This is a genomic window from Nocardiopsis sp. NRRL B-16309 (genome assembly GCF_001279585.1).
Classification (GTDB): Bacteria; Actinomycetota; Actinomycetes; order Streptosporangiales; family Streptosporangiaceae; genus Nocardiopsis.
In genome coordinates, this window is the sequence record NZ_LGEC01000064.1 from 14,836 (window position 1) to 31,481 (window position 16,646).

The following is a 16,646-nucleotide window of genomic DNA, read 5'->3' on the forward strand; positions in this document are numbered from 1 at the left end:
CCCGCGGCCGGATCATGGACTCGAGGTCCCCATGAGCGCCATCCGCCCCCCGCGACCCTCCCTCACGCTGGCAGCCGCTGCCGTGGTCGCCCTCGTCAGCGGCTGCACGGCCGCTTCCCCCGACGGCGATCCGGCCGAGCCCGGGCGGAGCCCGTCGGCCGGGGCCGCGTCGCACTCCCCGTCGGCCGCACCCCTGCCGGAAGCGGCCGACGGCACCGACCTCGACGCCTGCGCCGACGCCGACTGCGAGGTCCTGGTGGAGCACGGCGACGAGTTCGCCATGGACGGCGGCTACGGCGTGGACCGGTTCGTCGTCGACGGGGTCGACGAGGACGGGCTCAGCGTCAGCGGGCACGGCCCGGGGATCGAACTCTCCGGCGAGATCCCGCCGCCGGAAGAGGGACGGGAGCCGCACACCTTCTCCATGAACAACATCGCCGTCACCCTGATCGCCCTGGACGGCTCCAGCGCCGTGATGGACCTGTCCGCGCTGGCCGAACCGTTCGTTCCCACGGACTGACGGACCGCCCCGGTTCCCACGGGGGAGGCGGGGCGGCCCGGTGCCGCCGGCCCGGAGGCGAGAAGTCACCGCTCCGCGCCGTCCGCGGCGCTTTCGAGGTCGGCGCGGAACAGGCCGCCGTCCATCCACACCGCGGCCCTGACCCCGTCCGCGGCGCCGAGCACGACCAGCGTGGTGGCCACCGGCATGCCGGGAAGCTTGGCGGTGTCCCCCGCGGCCGCGACGCCTGGGACCGTGGTCTGGCCGGTCTCGTCCACCCGCACCGTGCCGTCGTCGAGGATCTCGCACCCCAGTTCGGCGGCCAGCAGCGCGTGCTGGCGGGTCGGCGCCTTGTGGAACAGGGCCTGGCGGGTCAGCGTGCGGCCGTCGGAGAACTCGACCGTCACCTCCTCCAGCTGCCCCGTGACCCTGGCCACCGGCGCCGTGTCCACCTTGACCCCGCGCGCGGCCAGGTGCGCGGCGACCTCCTCCGGCAGTTCCTCGATCCCATGCGTGCACAGCACGACGTCGGTACTGAAGCGGTCGGCGAGGTAGCCGGCGAGCATCGCCTCGGCCGGGTCCGCGCTGATCACGGCGAGGGTCTTGCCGGAGACCTCCCACCCGTGGCAGTAGGGGCAGTGGAAGACGCACGAGCCGAACCGCTCCGCCAGGCCGGGGATGTCGTAGGGCTCGTCCACCTGTCCCGTGGCCAGGACGACGCGGCGGGCGCGCTCCCTGGAGCCGTCGGCGAGGGTGACCTCGAAGTCGTCGATCGCGCCGCCCGCGGACACCACGCTTCCCCGGCGCACCTCGACCGTGGGGTAGGCGGCCAGCTCCGAGCGCCCGATCGCCAGGAGCTCCGCCGGATCGAAGCCGTCCCGGCTGAGCATCATGTGCATCTCGTCCGCGGGCGCGTTGCGCGGTCTGCCGCCGTCCACGACGAGCGTCCTGCGGTGCTGGCGTCCGAACACGAGCGCCGCGCTCAGTCCCGCCGGGCCGCCGCCGACCACGATGACGTCGTACACTCCGCCTCCTTGGTGATAATGAAAACCGTTACCATCGATATGCTCGCACAACCGAACCCGGAGCGACAGGGAGATACCGATGGAAAACGGATCCGCTACGTGGCTTCGGAGCTTCGTCCCGCGGCCGGACGCCGAACGCCGGATCGTGTGCCTGGCCCACGGCGGCGGGGGCGCCACGGGCTTCCGGCCGTGGGCCCAGGCCCTGCCCGGAACCGAGGTGATCGCCGTGCAGTACCCCGGCCGCGAGGACCGGGTGGCCGACGCGTTCCCGCCCGACCTGGCCGCCATGGCCGCGCTGATCGCCGACGAGCTCGCGCCCCTGCTGGACCGGCCCTACGCCCTGTTCGGTCACAGCATGGGCGCCACCGTCGCCCACGAGGTGGCCCACGCCCTGCGCGACCGGGGCCGACCCGAACCGCTGCGGCTCTTCGCGTCGGGGCGCGAGGCACCGCACGACGAGGAGGGCGGCAAGGTCCACCTGATGGACGACGACGGGCTGGCCGAGGAGCTGCGGCGGCTGGGCGGCACCGACGCCGAGGTCCTGCGGGTTCCCGAGCTGCGCGCGATGATACTCGCCTACGTCCGTGAGGACTACCGGCTCATCGAGACCTACCGGGCCCCGTACCGGCCCCCGCTGACCTGCCCGGTCAGCGTCTTCCTGGGCGCCGCCGACCCGGATCTGGACCCGGCCCGGGCCTCGCGCTGGGCGGAGTCCACCACCGGGCCGACCGACCTGCGGGTGTTCCCCGGCGACCACTTCTATCTCGTGCCGCACCGCGCCGAGACCCTCGACGCCGTGGCCGCCGCCCTCGGCTGACCCGCCGGTCCCCGCCCGGCCCCCAGTGCGACGCCGCCGCCCGCGCGGCCCCGCCGGTCCGGCCCGCCGCCCGCACCCGTGCGGTCACTCGGGCGGCCGCCGAGCCGGTGGGCACGTGAGAGGCGGGTGAGCGGGACGACCGGGCGGGACGACCGGTCGGGGCGGCGAACGGTCGGCCCGAACCGACCAACAGTTCGGGCCGACCGGGACAGGGGCGGCGCGGCCGACCCGGCTCAGGCCAGGTCGATCTCGTCGACGAGGGGATCGGCGCGCAGTGCGTCGAGCACCGCGCGCGGATCGAGCACGTCGGCGGCGGCGTGCGCCCCCGCGGGCACCTTTCCGGCGACCAGGGCACCGACCGTCAGGGCGGCGACCACCCCGCTCAGGGCATAGGACTCCGGCGTCCGCAGCAGCAGCCGGGTCGGCCCGGACGCGCCCCGCTCACGCGCGCGGGCGTGGAAGAGCAGGGTGTACCAGGAGCCGCCCGCCGCGACGTCGCCGTCGGCAGCCGCGACGACCTCCGGCACGTGCGCGTCGAGGTCCCCTCCGGCGTCGATGTCCGCCCACGCCCGCGCCAGCGCCTCCGGGATGCGCTCCGAGACGTACACGGTGTAGTTGCGCAGCTCGTCCACTCCCAGCGACTCGGCCAGCGCCCGGGCCTCGGCGGACAGGAACGGTACGGCGTGGACCCGGCCGCGGAACCCCGGCAGCACCACACCGCGCAACGGGGCGAGGCCGTGTTCGACCACCCGCCCGTCCCGCCAGAGCGCCTGCGCGGTGCCGAAACCGGGTCCGCGGGTCAGCAGGGCGTCAACCGCGGAGAGCGCCCCGATGGCGGTCGCGCCGCCCACGTAGGCGTCCAATCGCGCCGGCGGGCCCTCCTCGGCCAGCAGGCGCGGCAGCAGGCCCGACAGCCCCGGCATCAGTCCGGCGGAGAAGACCGCCGACCGCCGGGCCAGGGCGTCGGGCGCGTGCTCCGTCAGGGCGGCCATGGCCACCGCGTCGCCCGCCGCGTCCACGTAGTCGGCCCCGGCCGCCACGGCGGCGCGCGCCACGGTGTCCAGCACCCGGTAGGACGGCCCCGCGCAGTTCACCACGACCGACGTTCCCGCGCAGAACGCCGCCAGGGAATCCGGGTCCGCCAGGTCCACCCGGACCGCCTCCGCCCGGGTGTCCAGGGAGTCGGCGACGGCCGCGGCCCGGCCGAGGTCGCGTCCGCCGATCCGCACCGGCCCGAGCCCGTGGCGCACCAGGCGGTCGGCGGTGACCGCCCCGACCGTCCCCGATCCGCCCAGGACCCCGATCACCGGGTCTCCCCGAGCGCCGCGCGCACACCCGCGACCGTCGGCGCGTCCAGGAAGTCGCGCACGCCCAGCGTCACCCCGGTCTCCTTCACCAGCCTGGCGATGGCGCGCACGGCCAGCAGGGAGTCGCCGCCGAGCTGGAAGAAGTCCGTGCTCCGGTCGAGCACCGGCACCTGGAGCACGTCCTCCCACACCTGCGCGATGAGCCGTTCGGTGTCGTCGCGCGGCGGCCCGGCGACCACCTCGCTCCGGGCGGTGTCCAGCCGGCCCAGGCGCAGGCCGTCGTCACCGGCCTCCCGTTCCGCGGGCAGCGCGACGACCCGGTCCCAGGCGGGCCCGTCGGCGAGGTCCTCGACCAGCCGCACCAGCTCCTGGAAGGCATCGTCGACCTCCGCCGGGTCGAACAGCTCCTCGACCAGGGAGAAGACGATGGCCATCTCGTCGTTGAGCTCGTAGACCCGCGCCTCCAGCGCCACCTGCGGCGTGCGCAGCTGGTGGTAGAAGTCACCGAAGGAGATCTCCCCCAGCGGCCCCACCGAGGAGGGGTGGCGGGCGCCGATCGCCGCGTCCATGCCCAGGGTGCTCTGGAACACGATCGGCGCGACCGGGCGGGTGGTGTCGCGCCGCCGGGCCAGTTCGCGCGAGACCTCGACGCCGGAGACGAGGTTGTGCGCCGCGTGCTCGCCGAAGACCCGCTGCGCGCGGGTCGCGAGGTCGGTGAAGGTCGCCCCCGAGGGCAGCTCCATCGGGATCAGCATGGTGGAGGCGAAGGCGCCCACCACCCGGTGGATGTCGGGGTGCAGCGGCAGGCGGTTGAGCTGGAGGGAGTTGAGCAGCAGGTCCCGGTGGCCCGCCCAGCGGGCCAGCACGACGGAGAACGCGGTCAGCAGCGCCGTGGACGGTGTGACGTCGCGGCCGGCGCACGCCTCCTTCAGCGCCGCCCACCGCGCGGTGGACAGGTGCGCCTCCCGGAGCCCCATCAGGGTGGGGCTCACGTCCTTGGGGTCGGTGCGCAGGGGCAGCGCGGGCGGGTCGGGCAGCGCGTCCAGCCGCGACCACCACCAGTCCCGGTCGTCGCTCCACGCCTGCGTCTGCGGGAGCCGTTGGAGGGCGTCGACGTAGTCCCCGAAGTCGATCTCCAGCGGCGCCAGGGCGGCGTTCCAGTCCGAGGACAGGGTGAGCAGTTCGCGGTTGAGCACGGTCGCCGACCACCCGTCGAAGACCAGCAGGTTCATCGCCGTGTGCAGCCGCCCCCGGTCACCGGGCAGCAGGGAGAGCCGCACGTCCAGGCCCGGTCCGCGCGTGGCGTCGGGCCCGCGCGTGGCCATCTCCCGCCGGACGCGGTCGAGGGTGGCCTCGACGTCGGCGGCGGTCTCCTCGCGCAGGTCGTACACGCGCAGTTCCGGGACGGCGCCCGGGGCGTCGGGGGGCAGGACGTACTGGCGCCCCTCGGCGGTGACCCGGGCGCGCAGCGTGGGCTGGTGCTCGGTGAGGCGTTCGATGGCGTCGGTGAGCGCGTCGGCCGCCTCCTCCGGATCGACGCCGGTCAGTCCGACGTCGCCGTAGAAGTGGGCGGACTCGTACGACAGCTCCCAGCCGCCCTGTTGGCCGACGAAGTAGCCCTGTTGCAGCGGCATGAGGGGGAAGGACGCGGTCGGGTCCGGCCGTCGCACCACGTCGATGGGCAGCTCGCGGACCTCGCCGGGCGCGGTGGCGCGGCGGCGGACGAGGTCGGCGAGTTCGCCGAAGGTCACCTCCACTGTGACGTCGGACAGTGCCAGGACCACGGAGAGGCGGGTGCGGACGAGGGCCGCCATGCGCACGGCCAGGACGGAGTCGCCGCCCAGGCGCAGGAAGCTCGCGTCCGGTGTGATCGCCTCCGGGTCCAGGTCCAGCAGTCGGGCCCAGATGTCGGCGAGTTCCGTGTCGACGGAGTCGGCGGCGGGGGTGGTCATGGGTGGCTCCAATCAGCGTGCGGCGAGCAGGAGCCGCTGGGAGAGTGCATCGAGCGGCTCCGTGGGGTGCGGAAGGTCGACGAGGACGCGCAGCCCGGCGCCGTGGAGCGCCTCGCGCCACTCCCGCCGGGTGAGGTAGGTGCGCTCGGTCCCGGCGCGCAGGTCCTGGCGTGCGGCGCGCCCCGACAGCAGGAAGGGCATCGAGGTGAGCGACTGGTGGGGCTCGCGGCAGGTCTCGATGAGCAGCAGCCGGCCGTCCGGGGCGAGCAGGTCGGCGACCTGGCCAAGCAGGCGGGGCACGTGCGGCGCGTTGTGCGCGGTGTTGGCCGCCACGACCAGGTCGAAGGGGCCGGTCGTCTCGGGCAGGCCGGTGGCGAAGTCCAGCACCTCGAACCTCAGGAAGGGGTGGGGGAAGCGGCCGCGGGCCAGGTCCAGGAAGAAGGGCGAGAGGTCGGTGAAGCGGTACTCGGCCGTCCTGCCGTCCAGGGCGGGCAGCAGGTCGGCTGAGGTCGCCCCGATGCCCGCCCCCAGTTCGAGGACGCGCAGGCCGTCGGGCCCGGCGGCGCGCAGGTGTCGCACGGTGTCGGCCGCCGCGGCGTTGAGGTAGCGGCTGAAGGGGTTGTCACGGTAGACGGCCTCGGCCACGGCGGTGTCGCCGCCGGGGAAGAGCAGGGACTGGGCGCTGACCTCGTCGCGCAGCAGGCGCGGCAGCTCGCGCAGGGTGCGGAGCAGGAACGCGGTCAGGGCCGGCGGGAAGCCCAGTCCGGCCCGCGCCCGGTCCAGGTCGCGGCGCACCGCGGCCAGGTCGCGCCGTCGCGGCGGGGCGGCGAGCCGGAATGCGGAGCCCTCCGCCGTCACCATCCCCTCGTCGGCCAGGGCGGCGATCCAGTGGCCGGGGATCCACCGGTGGCGTTCGGCCGCGCCGAAGGCGTCGGCGACCTCGTCGGCGGTCCAGGGGCCGGGGCCGGCGGCGGCGCCCACCCCGGCCGCGACGGCGCGCAGGACGGCCAGGTCGAGTCGGCGGGCGAGGTCGGGGAACGCGCTCAGGTCGTGGTCGCCCGCGGCGGCGCGCCCGGCGCGGTGCGCGGACACGGAGAGCGCGGGCCCGGTGGCCTCGGCGGTCACAGCGCCGGTCGCTCGAACGGCGGGGACGCGGTGGCGGGGATCCGGCTCGCGCGTTCGACGCGCTCGACGATGTCGGGGTCGGCCAGCACGTCGGGGGGCGCCACGAGCATCATCACGTCGAAGAAGGTGCGGTTGACCACCGGGTCGACCATGGCGGCGTGCAGCAGGCGCCCGCTCTGTTCGGCCGCCTGGCGCGCCTCCTCGGTGACGGGGGTGTCGGGGTCGGCGAGGTAGGCGGTGTCGGCGCCGACGGCGACCTGCCAGAAGCGGTCGAGGTCGGGGGCCAGGCTCCGGTGGAAGGCCGCGGCGTCGTCGGCCGTGGCGCCGCCCCCGGCCCACTCCCCCAGCGCCACGGCGCTCAGGGCCGCGGCGGACATGCCCTGGGCGTAGACGGGGTTGAGCGCGCACAGGGCGTCGCCCAGCACGATCAGCCCGGCGGGCCAGTGCTCCATCTCCTCGACGTGGTGGCGCTCGTTGGCCATGCGCCGGAAGCCGCGGACGGGCCCGAGCGGCTCGGCCTCGCGGATCGTGTCGTACAGGACGGGGTCGCGCAGGCCGCGCGCGAACTCCAGGAAGCCCGCCTCGTCGGTGGGCGGGTGGTCGTCGAGGTAGCCGAAGAGGGACACGTGCCAGCGCCCGTCCTCGATCGGCACCAGGGCGCCGCCGTGCAGGGTCTGGGCGGGGTGGTTGCCCAGGGAGATGATCCGCCAGTCGTCGGCGAAGCCCTCGGGCACCCGGTAGTAGCGGCTGGCGTAGCCCGCCCGGGAGTCGACGACGGTGGACCGCGGCCGGCCCAGGCCCGTCGACGCCACCCAGTCGAGCACGTGCGAGGACCGGCCGCTCGCGTCGACCACCAGGTCGGCGGCGACCTCCTCGGTCGTGCCCGCCCGGTCGCGGACGCGGAGCCCGCGCACCCGGGCGCCGTCGCCGAGCAGTCCGACGGCCTCGGCTCCCTCGCGCACCCGCACCGCCTCCAGGGCGGCGACCCGGGAGCGGGCCACCGACTCGATCAGCTCGCGGCTGGCGGAGGGGACCACGTGAGTGGGCGCGAACCGGGTGCACCATCCCGCGGCGCTGAGCCACAGGTGGTCCCAGGGGGCGCGCAGTTCGACGGCTCCCGCGGCGCGCAGGTCGGCGCCGAAGCCGGGCAGCAGCTGCTCCAGGGCCTCCTGGCCGGAGCACATGAGCGAGTGCAGGTGTCGGCTCTGCGGGACGCCGGGGCGGGACCGGACGTCCTCGGGCAGCCGGTCCCGCTCCAACAGGGTGACCCGCTCGGTGTGGCGGGCGAGCGCGGCGGCCGCCGTGAGCCCGGCCAGGCCCGAGCCGATGACGACGGTGTGTCCGATGGGCGCCAAGGAGTTCCTCCGGGGGTCGGTGTCCCGAGGAAGCTTAGTCGGAAATGATTATCATTTCCATACTTTGGGCCGAAATGGGCCAGTACGGCGTCCGTACGGGGTCCGCACGGGCCATGGTGGAGCCGGAGTGCCCGGGATCGGGGGTCCGGACGCGGGCGCTCCGGGCCAAGTCGCTCGGAGGCGGGGCCGGGGTCGGTCGGTGATCAGGGGTGCCGGGCGCGATGGAGGAGGCCGCGGGGCGGTCAACAGGCTCGACCGGGTCAGGCGGCGAACCGGACGGCGCGCAGGAGCGGCGAGCGGTAGGCGGAAGGGCGGGCGCGACGGACGGGGCCGCGGGCGGTCAGCGGGTTCCGGCGTCCTGGACGACGCGCACCGGGGCGCCGGCGTAGAAGGCCACGATGTCCTCCAGCGCCTGCTCGTAGAAGACCTGGTAGTTCTGGCGGGTGACGTAGCCCAGGTGCGGCGTGAGCACCGTGCGCGGCGCGTCGAGCAGGGGGTCCTTCGGACCGAGCGGTTCGCGGTCGAACACGTCCAGGCCCGCTCCGCCGAGGCGCCCCGACTCCAGCGCCCGGCACAGCGCCGCGGTGTCGACCAGCCCGGACCGGGCGGTGTTGACGAGCACGGCGCCGGTCTTCATCAGCGCGAAGTCGGGCTCCCCGATGGTGTGGCGCGAGCGCTCGCTGAGCCGCAGGTGCAGGGAGACGACATCGGACGCGGCGAGGAGTTCCTCCTTGGCGACCGGCTCCACGCCCGTCTCACGGGCCCGGCCGGGGTCGAGGTTGGTGCTCCAGGCCAGCACCCGCATGCCGAAGGCCCGCCCGACCGTGGCGACCCGCGTGCCGATGCGGCCCAGCCCGATCACGCCCAGGGTCGAGCCCTCCAGCGCCTCCCCCACCGTGGACTGCCACCGGCCCTCGCGCACGGCGCGGTCCTCGGCGATCAGGTGTCGGCGCAGCGCCGTGACCAGGGCCCAGGTGAGCTCCGCGGGGCCCGCCGAGGAGGAGTCCGTCCCGCAGACCATGACGCCCAGATCCGCCTCGATCGCGCTGTTCTTGCGCCCGGTCGTGACGACCAGCCGCAGGTCGGGGAGCCGTTCCACGACCGCCCGCCGCAGCGGGGTGCGCTCGCGCATGAGCACGACCGCCTGGCAGCCGTCGAGCGCCGCGACCAGTGCGTCGTCGTCGGCCAGCGGTTCACGGTGGACGGAGAGCTCCAGGTCCAGGGGCGCCTCCGACCATGGCGCGAAGGAGGTGGCGACGCCCTGGTAGTCGTCGAGGACCGCGACGCGCACGGGCCCGGCCGGCGTCGGGGCGGGGTCCCGGTCAGCGCTGTTCTGCATGGACGACGTCCTCCTCCTCGGCCGGTCCGACCTCGGACCGGCGGCACTGGGTCCGACCCTACGCATCCCGCGCCCGGGCCGGTCCGCCGCCCCGTGGCCGGGCGCGGCGGATGAGCGGAAGGCGTCTCCAGCACGGCGTTCCCGGGAGCGGGACAGGACCACGGCCGGGGCCCGCCGCCCCGGTGCCGCTACCTCCAGAGGGCGGTGTCGGTGCCCCAGCGGGTGGGCGGGTCGGCCCAGGTCTCTGGGGCTCCCTCGTAGTGCACCGGCGGGAGCGCGTGGCGCAGCAGACCGTAGGGGGACGGGGCCTCGGTCAGATGGTCGGCGGCGTCGTAGGTACCGGTGCCGACGGGTTCCGGGGCGATGCCGTGCAGCAGCCAGTCGGCGGTCCCCGCCAGCGAGAACCGCAGGACGCGGCCCCGTCCGTCGGCCTGCCGATCGGTCAGAGCCCGTAGGACGCCCGCGGCCAGGAGGTAACCCGTGCCGTGGTCCAGGGCCTGGGCGGGTAGGGCGCCCGGGCGGCCGGAGGGGTCCGAGGGGTTCGAGGGGTTCGAGGGAGCCGCCTCGATCGCCGCGATACCGCGGGCCGCCTGCACGAGGCTGTCGAACCCCCTGCGCCCGGACCAGTGTCCGGACCATCCCCAGGCGCACAGCCCGGCGACGACCAGCCCGGGGCGCCGGGAGAGCAGCGCCTCCGGTGTCAGACCGTACCGGTCCAGGGCCCCGGGCCGGTATCCGGTCACGACCACGTCCGCCGAGTCGAGCAGCCGCGCGAAGGCCCGCCGCCCCTCCGCGGAGTCCAGGTCCACCAGGGCGGAGCGCTTGCCGAACCCCGTGTCGACGTGGCTGTCGGGATCCTCCGGCAGGCCCGGCGGGTCCACCCTCAGCACGTCCGCCCCCAGGAGGGCGAGGGTCCGGGTGGCGACCGGTCCGGCGATGACCCGGGTCAGGTCCAGGACGCGTACGCCACTCGCGGGAAGCGCCCCCGGCGGCAGTCGGCGGCGCCCGGCCCCGCCGGTCCCGACCTCGGCCAGGGGCAGGCCGCGCGCGGTGGACCCGGTGTCGGGCTCACGTTCGGGCGCGGGCGCCACGGCCACGGCCAGACCGCCGGCCGCGTGGACGCTCTCCTGGACCTCCCGTGCGCCGAGCGCCGCCAGCCGTTCGGTGAGGCGCCCGACCAGCCCCGCCCCGCGGTCGTCCTCGGGTCCGGCCCCGGCACCGCCGACCACGGAACGGTCATGCGCGTCACCGGTGTCGATCTCCAGGGCGGCCAGCAGCCGGGACCGGTGGTGGGGGTAGTTCGCGTGGGTGCGCACCCAGCCGTCGGCGGTCCTCCAGAAACCCGACAGGGGAGCGAAGGGGGTCAGTGCGCGGCCGTCCACCAGCAGGTGCCGCTCACTGACGAACGCGGTGGCCACGGCACCCTCGTCCACCCTCACCTCGGGGACAGGTCCCCCGTTGCGCGCGGCCATCAGTTCGGCCCCGGCGAGCGAGCACGCCCCGACCGTCGCGCGGGCCAGCTCGCGCACCGGCAGCACGGCGGGCAGCACCCGTCCCGCACTCCGGTAGGAGACCCGCTCGATCAGGTCCGGCGCCCCGCCGATCGCCGTCCACGCCCGCGTCGTCGCCGCATCCGGTTCACTCACCATGGCGCCATACTCCTCCCCTCCCCCACGGGACGGAAAGAGAGGGGGACCGTCGTCGGCGTCACAGTCGCCGCCCGCGGAGTCAGGGGAGCGCGCGCTCCAGCGCCGCCGCCTGGCGCCGGTGGGCGACGGTCTCGAAACCGACGATCACGGCGACCGGCGACCCGGCCGCGACCACGATCCCGACGCCCGTGCTCGCACCGGCCGCCACCGCGATCACCGCCGCCACCGGGGCGAGCATCGCGACGACGAAGAGCAGTACGTGGAACGGATCGAACTCGCGCAGCAGCAGCGTGTAGAGCACGAAGAGAGCGACCGTGAAGACCGCGACCGGCACGACCACCGTCAACAGCGCCCCGTGGGGCCGAGGTGGGCCTCGCCCCCGATGGCCTGGGCGGCCACGTGCAGCCCGTTGTCGAGGTGCCGGCCCTCGTCGATGGAGTGGAACAGCTGCGGCAGTCCCAGCGTGATGACGAGCACGCCGATCATCTGCACCTTGGTGGCCACGCGGAAGAACGCGTCGTCGTACGCCGACGCCTTCATGCACCACATCGTGCCACGTCAGAGCGCGTCCAAGCCGCTCTTCACCCTGACACCCGGCGTGTCCCACGAGGGTCGTTGCTCCCCTGGCCGATCACCCTGCGCACCCGTCCCTTACCGCGTGCTTATCCCGAGTGGATAGGAATGGGCCACACCTACGGAGTGAGTTGAGAACGATGTTCGACGACGTGATCGAGTGGTTCAAGGGCGTCTTCGGCGGCGCGGCCGAGGAGGCGACCCAAGGGGTGTCCGACACCCTGGAGGGCAGCGGCCTGGACTCCGCGCAGGAGACGGCGCAGTCCTTCGGCGAGGACACCTTCGGCGGCGCGGCCGAGGCCGCGCAGGGCTACGGGGAGGAGGCCCTGGGCGGGGCCACCGAGGCCGTCCAGGGTTACGGCGAGGACGTGGCCGGCGGGGCCGCCGAGAGCGTCCAGGGCTTCCAGGAGCAGGCCGACACCGTCGGCGGCATCGTCGAGGACCCCGGTGGCGCGGCGGCCGATGCCGCCCGCGACCAGTTCGGCAACGGCTGACCCCCGGGCACCCCTCCCAGCCACGGGCCGGGAGGGGCGCCCACGTGACCAGCGGAGGGTCGAGGGCGTCGCCTGCGCCCGGAACTCGCTCGGAGTCGTGCGGAATCCCCAGCGAAACCGGCGGTTGAGTTCGACGGGTTCGTGGACCCGGCGGCCTGGCTGGTCGACGCGACGGTCGAATCGACCCGTCACACCCCGTCGATCCGGCGCGCGGTGCGCCGGACCAGCAGCGCCGTCACGAGCACCGCCACGACCAGTCCGCCGACCAGCAGCGCGGGGGCGCCGAGCGGCCCCGCCGCGTACCCGGGGACGGCCAGCGCGGGCCAGACCGGCGGGAGCGGCAGGAGTACGAGGTTCCAGGGCTCCGGCACGACCCACGCCAGCACGGGGACGACGACCATGACGGCTCCGGCGGCCTTGACCGCCACCAGGGACTCCACCTTGTTGGCCGCGAACGCGGTCACGGCGACCAGGAGCAGGGGCGCCTGCGCCGTGCCCAGGACGAGCGCGGCCACCGTGCCCGACGACCAGCCGCCGGGCATCAGGCCGCTCAGGGGCAGGGCCACCAGGAGTCCCACGAGGGACAGGACCCCCACCAGGCCCATGCGGTAGGCGAGGTAGGCGCGCACGGTGAGCGGGGAGACCCGCAGCACCGTCAGCACGCGCTCGTCGATGTCCTCGATCGCGCGCATGGCGCCCACCGCGCCGAACATCAGCGGCAGGTGCAGCAGGAAGAGGGCGAGCACCAGCGGGGCGACCGCGGTGAGATCGGCCCCGTAGGCGGACCGGACGTAGCCGGTCGCCCACCCGAACCCGAACCGCGCCCCGAGGGCGAGCAGGAGCGGCGCCAGGAGCACGATGAGCAGCATCGCGGGTCCCGGCCGGTCCCGAAGAGGTCGGCCCGCGCGAAGGGCAGAACCGCGGGTACCGGCCCGCGCCCGCCCCGGGTCCGCCGGGGCACACTCCCGTTCCCCGACCCCGGCCGCACCACCCCCGGCCCCGTCCCCGGCGGCGCCACGGAGGAACCCGACCCCGGCGGTACCGTGCGGGACCGCGGCGCGGGCGGTGCCACCGCTCCGGCGTCCACCGCGCGCCGGGCCCACACCAGGGCCAGGACCACGCAGACCAGCGCGTACCCGGCTCCTGCCGCCAGCACGGCGGGCGGCCGCGCCACCGACTCCGGCGCGAGGCCCCACCGGACCAGGTCGGCACCCACCGTGGTGGGGACCGCGTACAGGAGCGGGTGCTCCAGGACTCCGGTCATGTGCACCAGTGGGACGACGACCAGCGGCACCGCCACGACGGGCAGCACCACGAGGAAGTCCTGCAGGGTGCGCGCGCGGGCGCTGACGGCCAGGCACAGCGGCAGCAGGAACAGGGAGATCAGTGCCACGCCGGACAGCCCGGATAGCAGGGCCGCCGGGAGTCCGGCGGGATCGTCGCGTCCGGCCGCCACGATCATCGGGGCGGCGACCCCCACCGACAGCGCCGTCAGCACGAGCACTCGCACCGCCACGGCCTCACCGGTGCGCAGGGGCGTGGCGGCCAGGGCGTCCCTGGCGCGCTCGGTGCGCTCGAACATCAGCAGGACCACGACGAACAGCGCCCCGAACCCGGCCGTGTCGGTGAACAGCAGGTACGGCGCGAGGATCCGGGCCGTCCCGGCCGGGAGCAGCGACAGGACCACGGTCCACAGCACGGCCAGACCCACCGCGACGGGGACGATGCCGTAGCGCAGCTCGATGCCCCACTCCAGCCGGAGGGCGGCCCGCACCCGCCTCACAGGGTCTCCCGGGTCACCGCGGCGAAGACGTCGTCCAGGGTGGCCTCGCGGGTGTGCAGGGTCTCCACGGCTCCCTCACGGATGAGCGCGAGCAGGGCGGTGTCGTCGGCCAGCTCCTCGACCCGGAGCTCGCGCCGCCCCTGTCCGCGGATCTCGGCCACGAGTCCGGGGCGGCCGTGGCGCAGCTTGAAGCCGCGCGGGGTGTCCACCGCGGCGATGCGCCCCCGGGAGACGAAGGCGACCCGGTCGCACAGCAGGTCGGCCGTGGCCATGTCGTGCGTGGTGAGGAAGACGGTGCTGCCGGTGTCGGCGGCGGCGCGGATGAGGTCGCGGAGCAGCGCGGCACGGACGGGGTCCTGCCCGGTGGTGGGTTCGTCCAGGAACAGCAGTTCGGGCCGGTTGACCAGGGCGCGCGCCAGGTTCAGCCGCATGCGCATGCCCTTGGAGAGTTCGGAGAGCCGCCGGTGGGCGGCGTCGGCGAGGTCGACGGAGGCCAGCAGCGCGTCGAGATCCTCGACCGGGGCGCGGTAGAGGGAGGCGAAGGCCGCCAGGTTCTCGCGGACGGTGAGCCGGCCGAACCCGGCGGGAAGCTCGAACCCCACGCCCACCCGCTCGAAGTAGTCGGCGTTCCACCGCTCCAGCGGCCGGCCCAGGACCCGGACCCCGCCCCGGTAGCGCCGCAGCAGCCGGGTGAGCACGTTCTGGGTGGTGGACTTGCCCGCGCCGCTGGGGCCGAGGAACCCGAAGACCTCCCCCTGGCCGACGTCGAAGGACAGGCCCGCGACCGCGGGCCTGTCCGCGCGCGGATAGGTGACTTCCAGCTCCTCGACGCGGATGGCTGTCTCGGCCACGTTCGGTGGTCCTTTCGCCTGGGGGACCGGGTCCGCCGCGGACCGGCTCCCCCACCGGTCCACCGCCTCCCACTCTGTCAGGCCGCCGTCTGCGCTTGACCTTGACGCCGCGTCAATGTCTAGGGTCGGGTGCCATGACGATCACCGTTCCCGACACCCTGTCGGCCATGCGCGGCATCCTGCGTGCCCCCGCCGCGGACCGCCCCGGCCTGCTGCGTTCCATGCTGGAGCCCGTCCGTTCCATGTACCGCCACGCCCCCGGCGAGGTCGACCCGGTGGACATGCACCTGCGGTCGGCCGGGTTCTCCCTGGACCGGGACGAGGGCACCTGCCTGGAGGCGTTGGAGACGCTGGCGAAGGCCGACGCCCTGGGCCGGATCCGGCGGGCCCTCGACGACGGCCTGGCCGTGCTGAGGGAGGGGACGCCGGGCCTGGCGGTTCCCGACATCACCGTGCTGCTCGTGCTCGGCGACCCGGCCGACGCCGTCTTCACGGGGCCCTCCCTCGGTGTGACCGGGTTCGGCGGGATCTCGGGCTCCATCCTCATCACCCTCTGGCCGTTCCCGGAGAACGTGGCGCGCCTGGAGGCCACCGCCGTGCACGAGCTGCACCACAACGTGCGCTTCGCCCCGGGCGGGGCGGTGTGGGATCCGGCCACGGTGACGGTCGGCGACCACGTGGTGTCCGAGGGCCTGGCCGACGCCTTCGCCCGCGAGCTGTACGGCGACGACCTCGGCCGCACCCGCATCGGGGTGCCCCACCTGCACGACGACGCGGTCTTCGCCAGGGTGGTGTCGGGGCTCGGCGTGACCGGGATGGAGAACTTCGCGTCCTGGGTGCTCGGCGACGCCATCGCGCGGAACGTCGGCGGCACCCCGGTGGGCCTGCCGACCGGGGCCGGGTACTCGGCCGGCAACCGGCTCGCCGACGCCTACCTGGCGGCGACCGGGCGGACGGCGGCCCAGGCCGTGCACGCCGACGGCGCGGCGGTGGTCTCCACCGCACTGGACCGGTTGGGCCTTCCGTGGAGTGGATGATCCACGAGCTGGCGGCCAGGGCGGGTGTCAGCAGCCGCACCCTGCGCCACTACGACCACATCGGGCTGGTGGCGCCCACCCGGGTGGGCGCCAACGGGTACCGCTACTACGGCCCCGACGCGGTCGTGCGGCTGCAGCGCGTCCTGCTCATGCGCCGGCTGGGGATGGGCCTGTCGGCGATCGCACGGGTCCTGTCCGAGGAGGTGGACCAGGAGCGGGAGCTGGCCGCCCACGTCGCCGAACTGGAGGCCGAGCGGGACCGCGTCGACCGGCGGATCCGGGCGGTACGGCACACCCTGGAGGCGCTGCGATCCGGTGCCGAGCCGCACATGGACGTCATGCTGGACGGTTTCAACGACCGCTTCGAGGACGAGGTGGTCGCCCGTTGGGGCGAGAAGGCGTTCCGGGCGAGCCACGACTGGTGGCACGGCAAGAGCCTGGCGGAGCAGCGCGCCTGGAAACGGGAGGTCGACGACCTCGTGGCCGCGTGGGTCGACACCCACCGGTCCGGGGCCGGCCCCGCCTCCGAGCGCGCCCGGGCGATGGCCGCCCGGCACGTGGAGTGGCTGAGCGGGATCCCCGGCACCCCCACGGCGGAGGGCGACCGGGAGCGCTCGATCGCGATGGTGCGGGGCCTGGGCGACCTCTACGCCGACGACCCCGCGTTCACCGACACCTACGACGGCCCGGAGGGCGCGGCCTTCGTCCGCGACGCGCTGCACGAGTACGCCCGCACCGCCATGTGAACCCGCCGGAACACGGTGACCGGGCACGGGACACGGTGACCGGGACAGGGGCCGGGAGACTGGGCCGGGAGCACGGTGAACGGACACGGGGGCG

General features: G+C 75.0%; 17 protein-coding genes. 5 read left to right on the top strand and 12 right to left on the bottom strand.

All coding sequences use genetic code 11. From position 1 onward, the window contains the following. Window positions 1–31 precede the first annotated feature (31 nt). Window positions 32–520, top strand: a complete 489-nt coding sequence (locus ADL05_RS09420; RefSeq protein WP_053616504.1) for a hypothetical protein — start codon at window positions 32–34, stop codon at window positions 518–520. A 65-nt stretch (window positions 521–585) separates the two neighbouring features. On the opposite strand, the gene ADL05_RS09425 is transcribed toward ADL05_RS09420, so the two are convergent. Next, window positions 586–1,524 (bottom strand): NAD(P)/FAD-dependent oxidoreductase, encoded by a 939-nt coding sequence (locus tag ADL05_RS09425; RefSeq protein ID WP_053616505.1) that lies wholly within the window; start codon window positions 1,522–1,524, stop codon window positions 586–588. A 79-nt stretch (window positions 1,525–1,603) separates the two neighbouring features. On the opposite strand from ADL05_RS09425, the gene ADL05_RS09430 reads away from it, so the two are divergent. Further along, a complete protein-coding gene (locus ADL05_RS09430; protein WP_053616506.1) occupies window positions 1,604–2,341 on the top strand; it encodes a thioesterase II family protein in 738 nt (245 codons plus the stop codon). Window positions 2,342–2,574: 233 nt separating this feature from the next. Here ADL05_RS09430 and ADL05_RS09435 read toward each other — a convergent pair whose 3' ends face one another. The 8 genes from ADL05_RS09435 to ADL05_RS09470 form a co-directional block, all read right to left on the bottom strand. After that, complete coding sequence (locus tag ADL05_RS09435; RefSeq protein WP_053616507.1) at window positions 2,575–3,648, bottom strand: saccharopine dehydrogenase NADP-binding domain-containing protein; 1,074 nt, start codon at window positions 3,646–3,648, stop codon at window positions 2,575–2,577. Next, complete coding sequence (locus tag ADL05_RS09440) at window positions 3,645–5,600, bottom strand: condensation domain-containing protein (RefSeq protein WP_053616508.1); 1,956 nt, start codon at window positions 5,598–5,600, stop codon at window positions 3,645–3,647. Before ADL05_RS09440 ends, ADL05_RS09435 begins: the two co-directional genes overlap by 4 nt. 12 nt (window positions 5,601–5,612) lie before the next feature. After that, the gene (locus ADL05_RS09445; RefSeq protein ID WP_053616509.1) at window positions 5,613–6,725 is read right to left on the bottom strand and encodes a bifunctional 2-polyprenyl-6-hydroxyphenol methylase/3-demethylubiquinol 3-O-methyltransferase UbiG; all 1,113 of its coding nucleotides are present in this window, start codon (window positions 6,723–6,725) and stop codon (window positions 5,613–5,615) included. Then, window positions 6,722–8,080: an NAD(P)/FAD-dependent oxidoreductase gene (locus ADL05_RS09450; RefSeq protein ID WP_053616510.1), complete on the bottom strand. Its 1,359-nt coding sequence runs from the start codon at window positions 8,078–8,080 to the stop codon at window positions 6,722–6,724. Before ADL05_RS09450 ends, ADL05_RS09445 begins: the two co-directional genes overlap by 4 nt. A 340-nt stretch (window positions 8,081–8,420) precedes the next feature. Continuing rightward, window positions 8,421–9,419 (bottom strand): D-2-hydroxyacid dehydrogenase family protein, encoded by a 999-nt coding sequence (locus ADL05_RS09455; RefSeq protein WP_197285742.1) that lies wholly within the window; start codon window positions 9,417–9,419, stop codon window positions 8,421–8,423. A 188-nt stretch (window positions 9,420–9,607) separates the two neighbouring features. Then, entirely contained in the window at window positions 9,608–11,068 is a 1,461-nt protein-coding gene (locus tag ADL05_RS09460; protein ID WP_053616511.1) for a CoA transferase, read from the bottom strand. Window positions 11,069–11,147: 79 nt separating this feature from the next. Further along, window positions 11,148–11,414, bottom strand: a complete 267-nt coding sequence (locus ADL05_RS09465; protein WP_156365784.1) for a hypothetical protein — start codon at window positions 11,412–11,414, stop codon at window positions 11,148–11,150. Continuing rightward, window positions 11,411–11,608 carry a hypothetical protein gene (locus ADL05_RS09470; RefSeq protein WP_053616513.1) on the bottom strand — a complete coding sequence of 66 codons (198 nt, stop codon included), beginning with the start codon at window positions 11,606–11,608 and terminating at the stop codon, window positions 11,411–11,413. The genes ADL05_RS09465 and ADL05_RS09470 overlap by 4 nt, the downstream gene beginning before the upstream one ends. 173 nt (window positions 11,609–11,781) lie before the next feature. Here ADL05_RS09470 and ADL05_RS09475 point away from each other — a divergent pair, with 173 nt between their 5' ends. Then, window positions 11,782–12,135 carry a hypothetical protein gene (locus ADL05_RS09475; protein WP_053616514.1) on the top strand — a complete coding sequence of 118 codons (354 nt, stop codon included), beginning with the start codon at window positions 11,782–11,784 and terminating at the stop codon, window positions 12,133–12,135. 188 nt (window positions 12,136–12,323) lie between these two features. Here ADL05_RS09475 and ADL05_RS31695 read toward each other — a convergent pair whose 3' ends face one another. The 3 genes from ADL05_RS31695 to ADL05_RS09485 are packed head-to-tail and all read right to left on the bottom strand — an operon-like array spanning window position 12,324 to window position 14,769. Further along, window positions 12,324–12,881, bottom strand: a complete 558-nt coding sequence (locus ADL05_RS31695; RefSeq protein ID WP_231640679.1) for a hypothetical protein — start codon at window positions 12,879–12,881, stop codon at window positions 12,324–12,326. Then, complete coding sequence (locus tag ADL05_RS09480) at window positions 12,848–13,918, bottom strand: hypothetical protein (protein ID WP_231640680.1); 1,071 nt, start codon at window positions 13,916–13,918, stop codon at window positions 12,848–12,850. The genes ADL05_RS31695 and ADL05_RS09480 overlap by 34 nt, the downstream gene beginning before the upstream one ends. Then, window positions 13,915–14,769, bottom strand: a complete 855-nt coding sequence (locus ADL05_RS09485) for an ABC transporter ATP-binding protein (RefSeq protein ID WP_053616515.1) — start codon at window positions 14,767–14,769, stop codon at window positions 13,915–13,917. Before ADL05_RS09485 ends, ADL05_RS09480 begins: the two co-directional genes overlap by 4 nt. 134 nt (window positions 14,770–14,903) lie before the next feature. Between ADL05_RS09485 and ADL05_RS09490 the strand changes: the two genes are divergently transcribed. Further along, window positions 14,904–15,806: a DUF2268 domain-containing protein gene (locus ADL05_RS09490; RefSeq protein ID WP_053616516.1), complete on the top strand. Its 903-nt coding sequence runs from the start codon at window positions 14,904–14,906 to the stop codon at window positions 15,804–15,806. Beyond that, window positions 15,803–16,552 (top strand): MerR family transcriptional regulator, encoded by a 750-nt coding sequence (locus ADL05_RS09495; RefSeq protein WP_369800917.1) that lies wholly within the window; start codon window positions 15,803–15,805, stop codon window positions 16,550–16,552. The genes ADL05_RS09490 and ADL05_RS09495 overlap by 4 nt, the downstream gene beginning before the upstream one ends. Window positions 16,553–16,646: the final 94 nt, after the last annotated feature.

Excerpts from the sequence above, each read along its gene's own strand:
- ADL05_RS09420 (WP_053616504.1), top strand. The coding sequence starts at position 32 with ATGAGCGCCATCCGCCCCCCGCGACCCTCCCTCACGCTGGCAGCCGCT.
- ADL05_RS09430 (WP_053616506.1), top strand. The coding sequence starts at position 1,604 with ATGGAAAACGGATCCGCTACGTGGCTTCGGAGCTTCGTCCCGCGGCCG.
- ADL05_RS09440 (WP_053616508.1), bottom strand. The coding sequence starts at position 5,600 with ATGACCACCCCCGCCGCCGACTCCGTCGACACGGAACTCGCCGACATC.
- ADL05_RS09455 (WP_197285742.1), bottom strand. The coding sequence starts at position 9,419 with ATGCAGAACAGCGCTGACCGGGACCCCGCCCCGACGCCGGCCGGGCCC.
- ADL05_RS09460 (WP_053616511.1), bottom strand. The coding sequence starts at position 11,068 with ATGGTGAGTGAACCGGATGCGGCGACGACGCGGGCGTGGACGGCGATC.
- ADL05_RS09470 (WP_053616513.1), bottom strand. The coding sequence starts at position 11,608 with ATGAAGGCGTCGGCGTACGACGACGCGTTCTTCCGCGTGGCCACCAAG.
- ADL05_RS09475 (WP_053616514.1), top strand. The coding sequence starts at position 11,782 with ATGTTCGACGACGTGATCGAGTGGTTCAAGGGCGTCTTCGGCGGCGCG.
- ADL05_RS09490 (WP_053616516.1), top strand. The coding sequence starts at position 14,904 with ATGACGATCACCGTTCCCGACACCCTGTCGGCCATGCGCGGCATCCTG.
- ADL05_RS09495 (WP_369800917.1), top strand. The coding sequence starts at position 15,803 with ATGATCCACGAGCTGGCGGCCAGGGCGGGTGTCAGCAGCCGCACCCTG.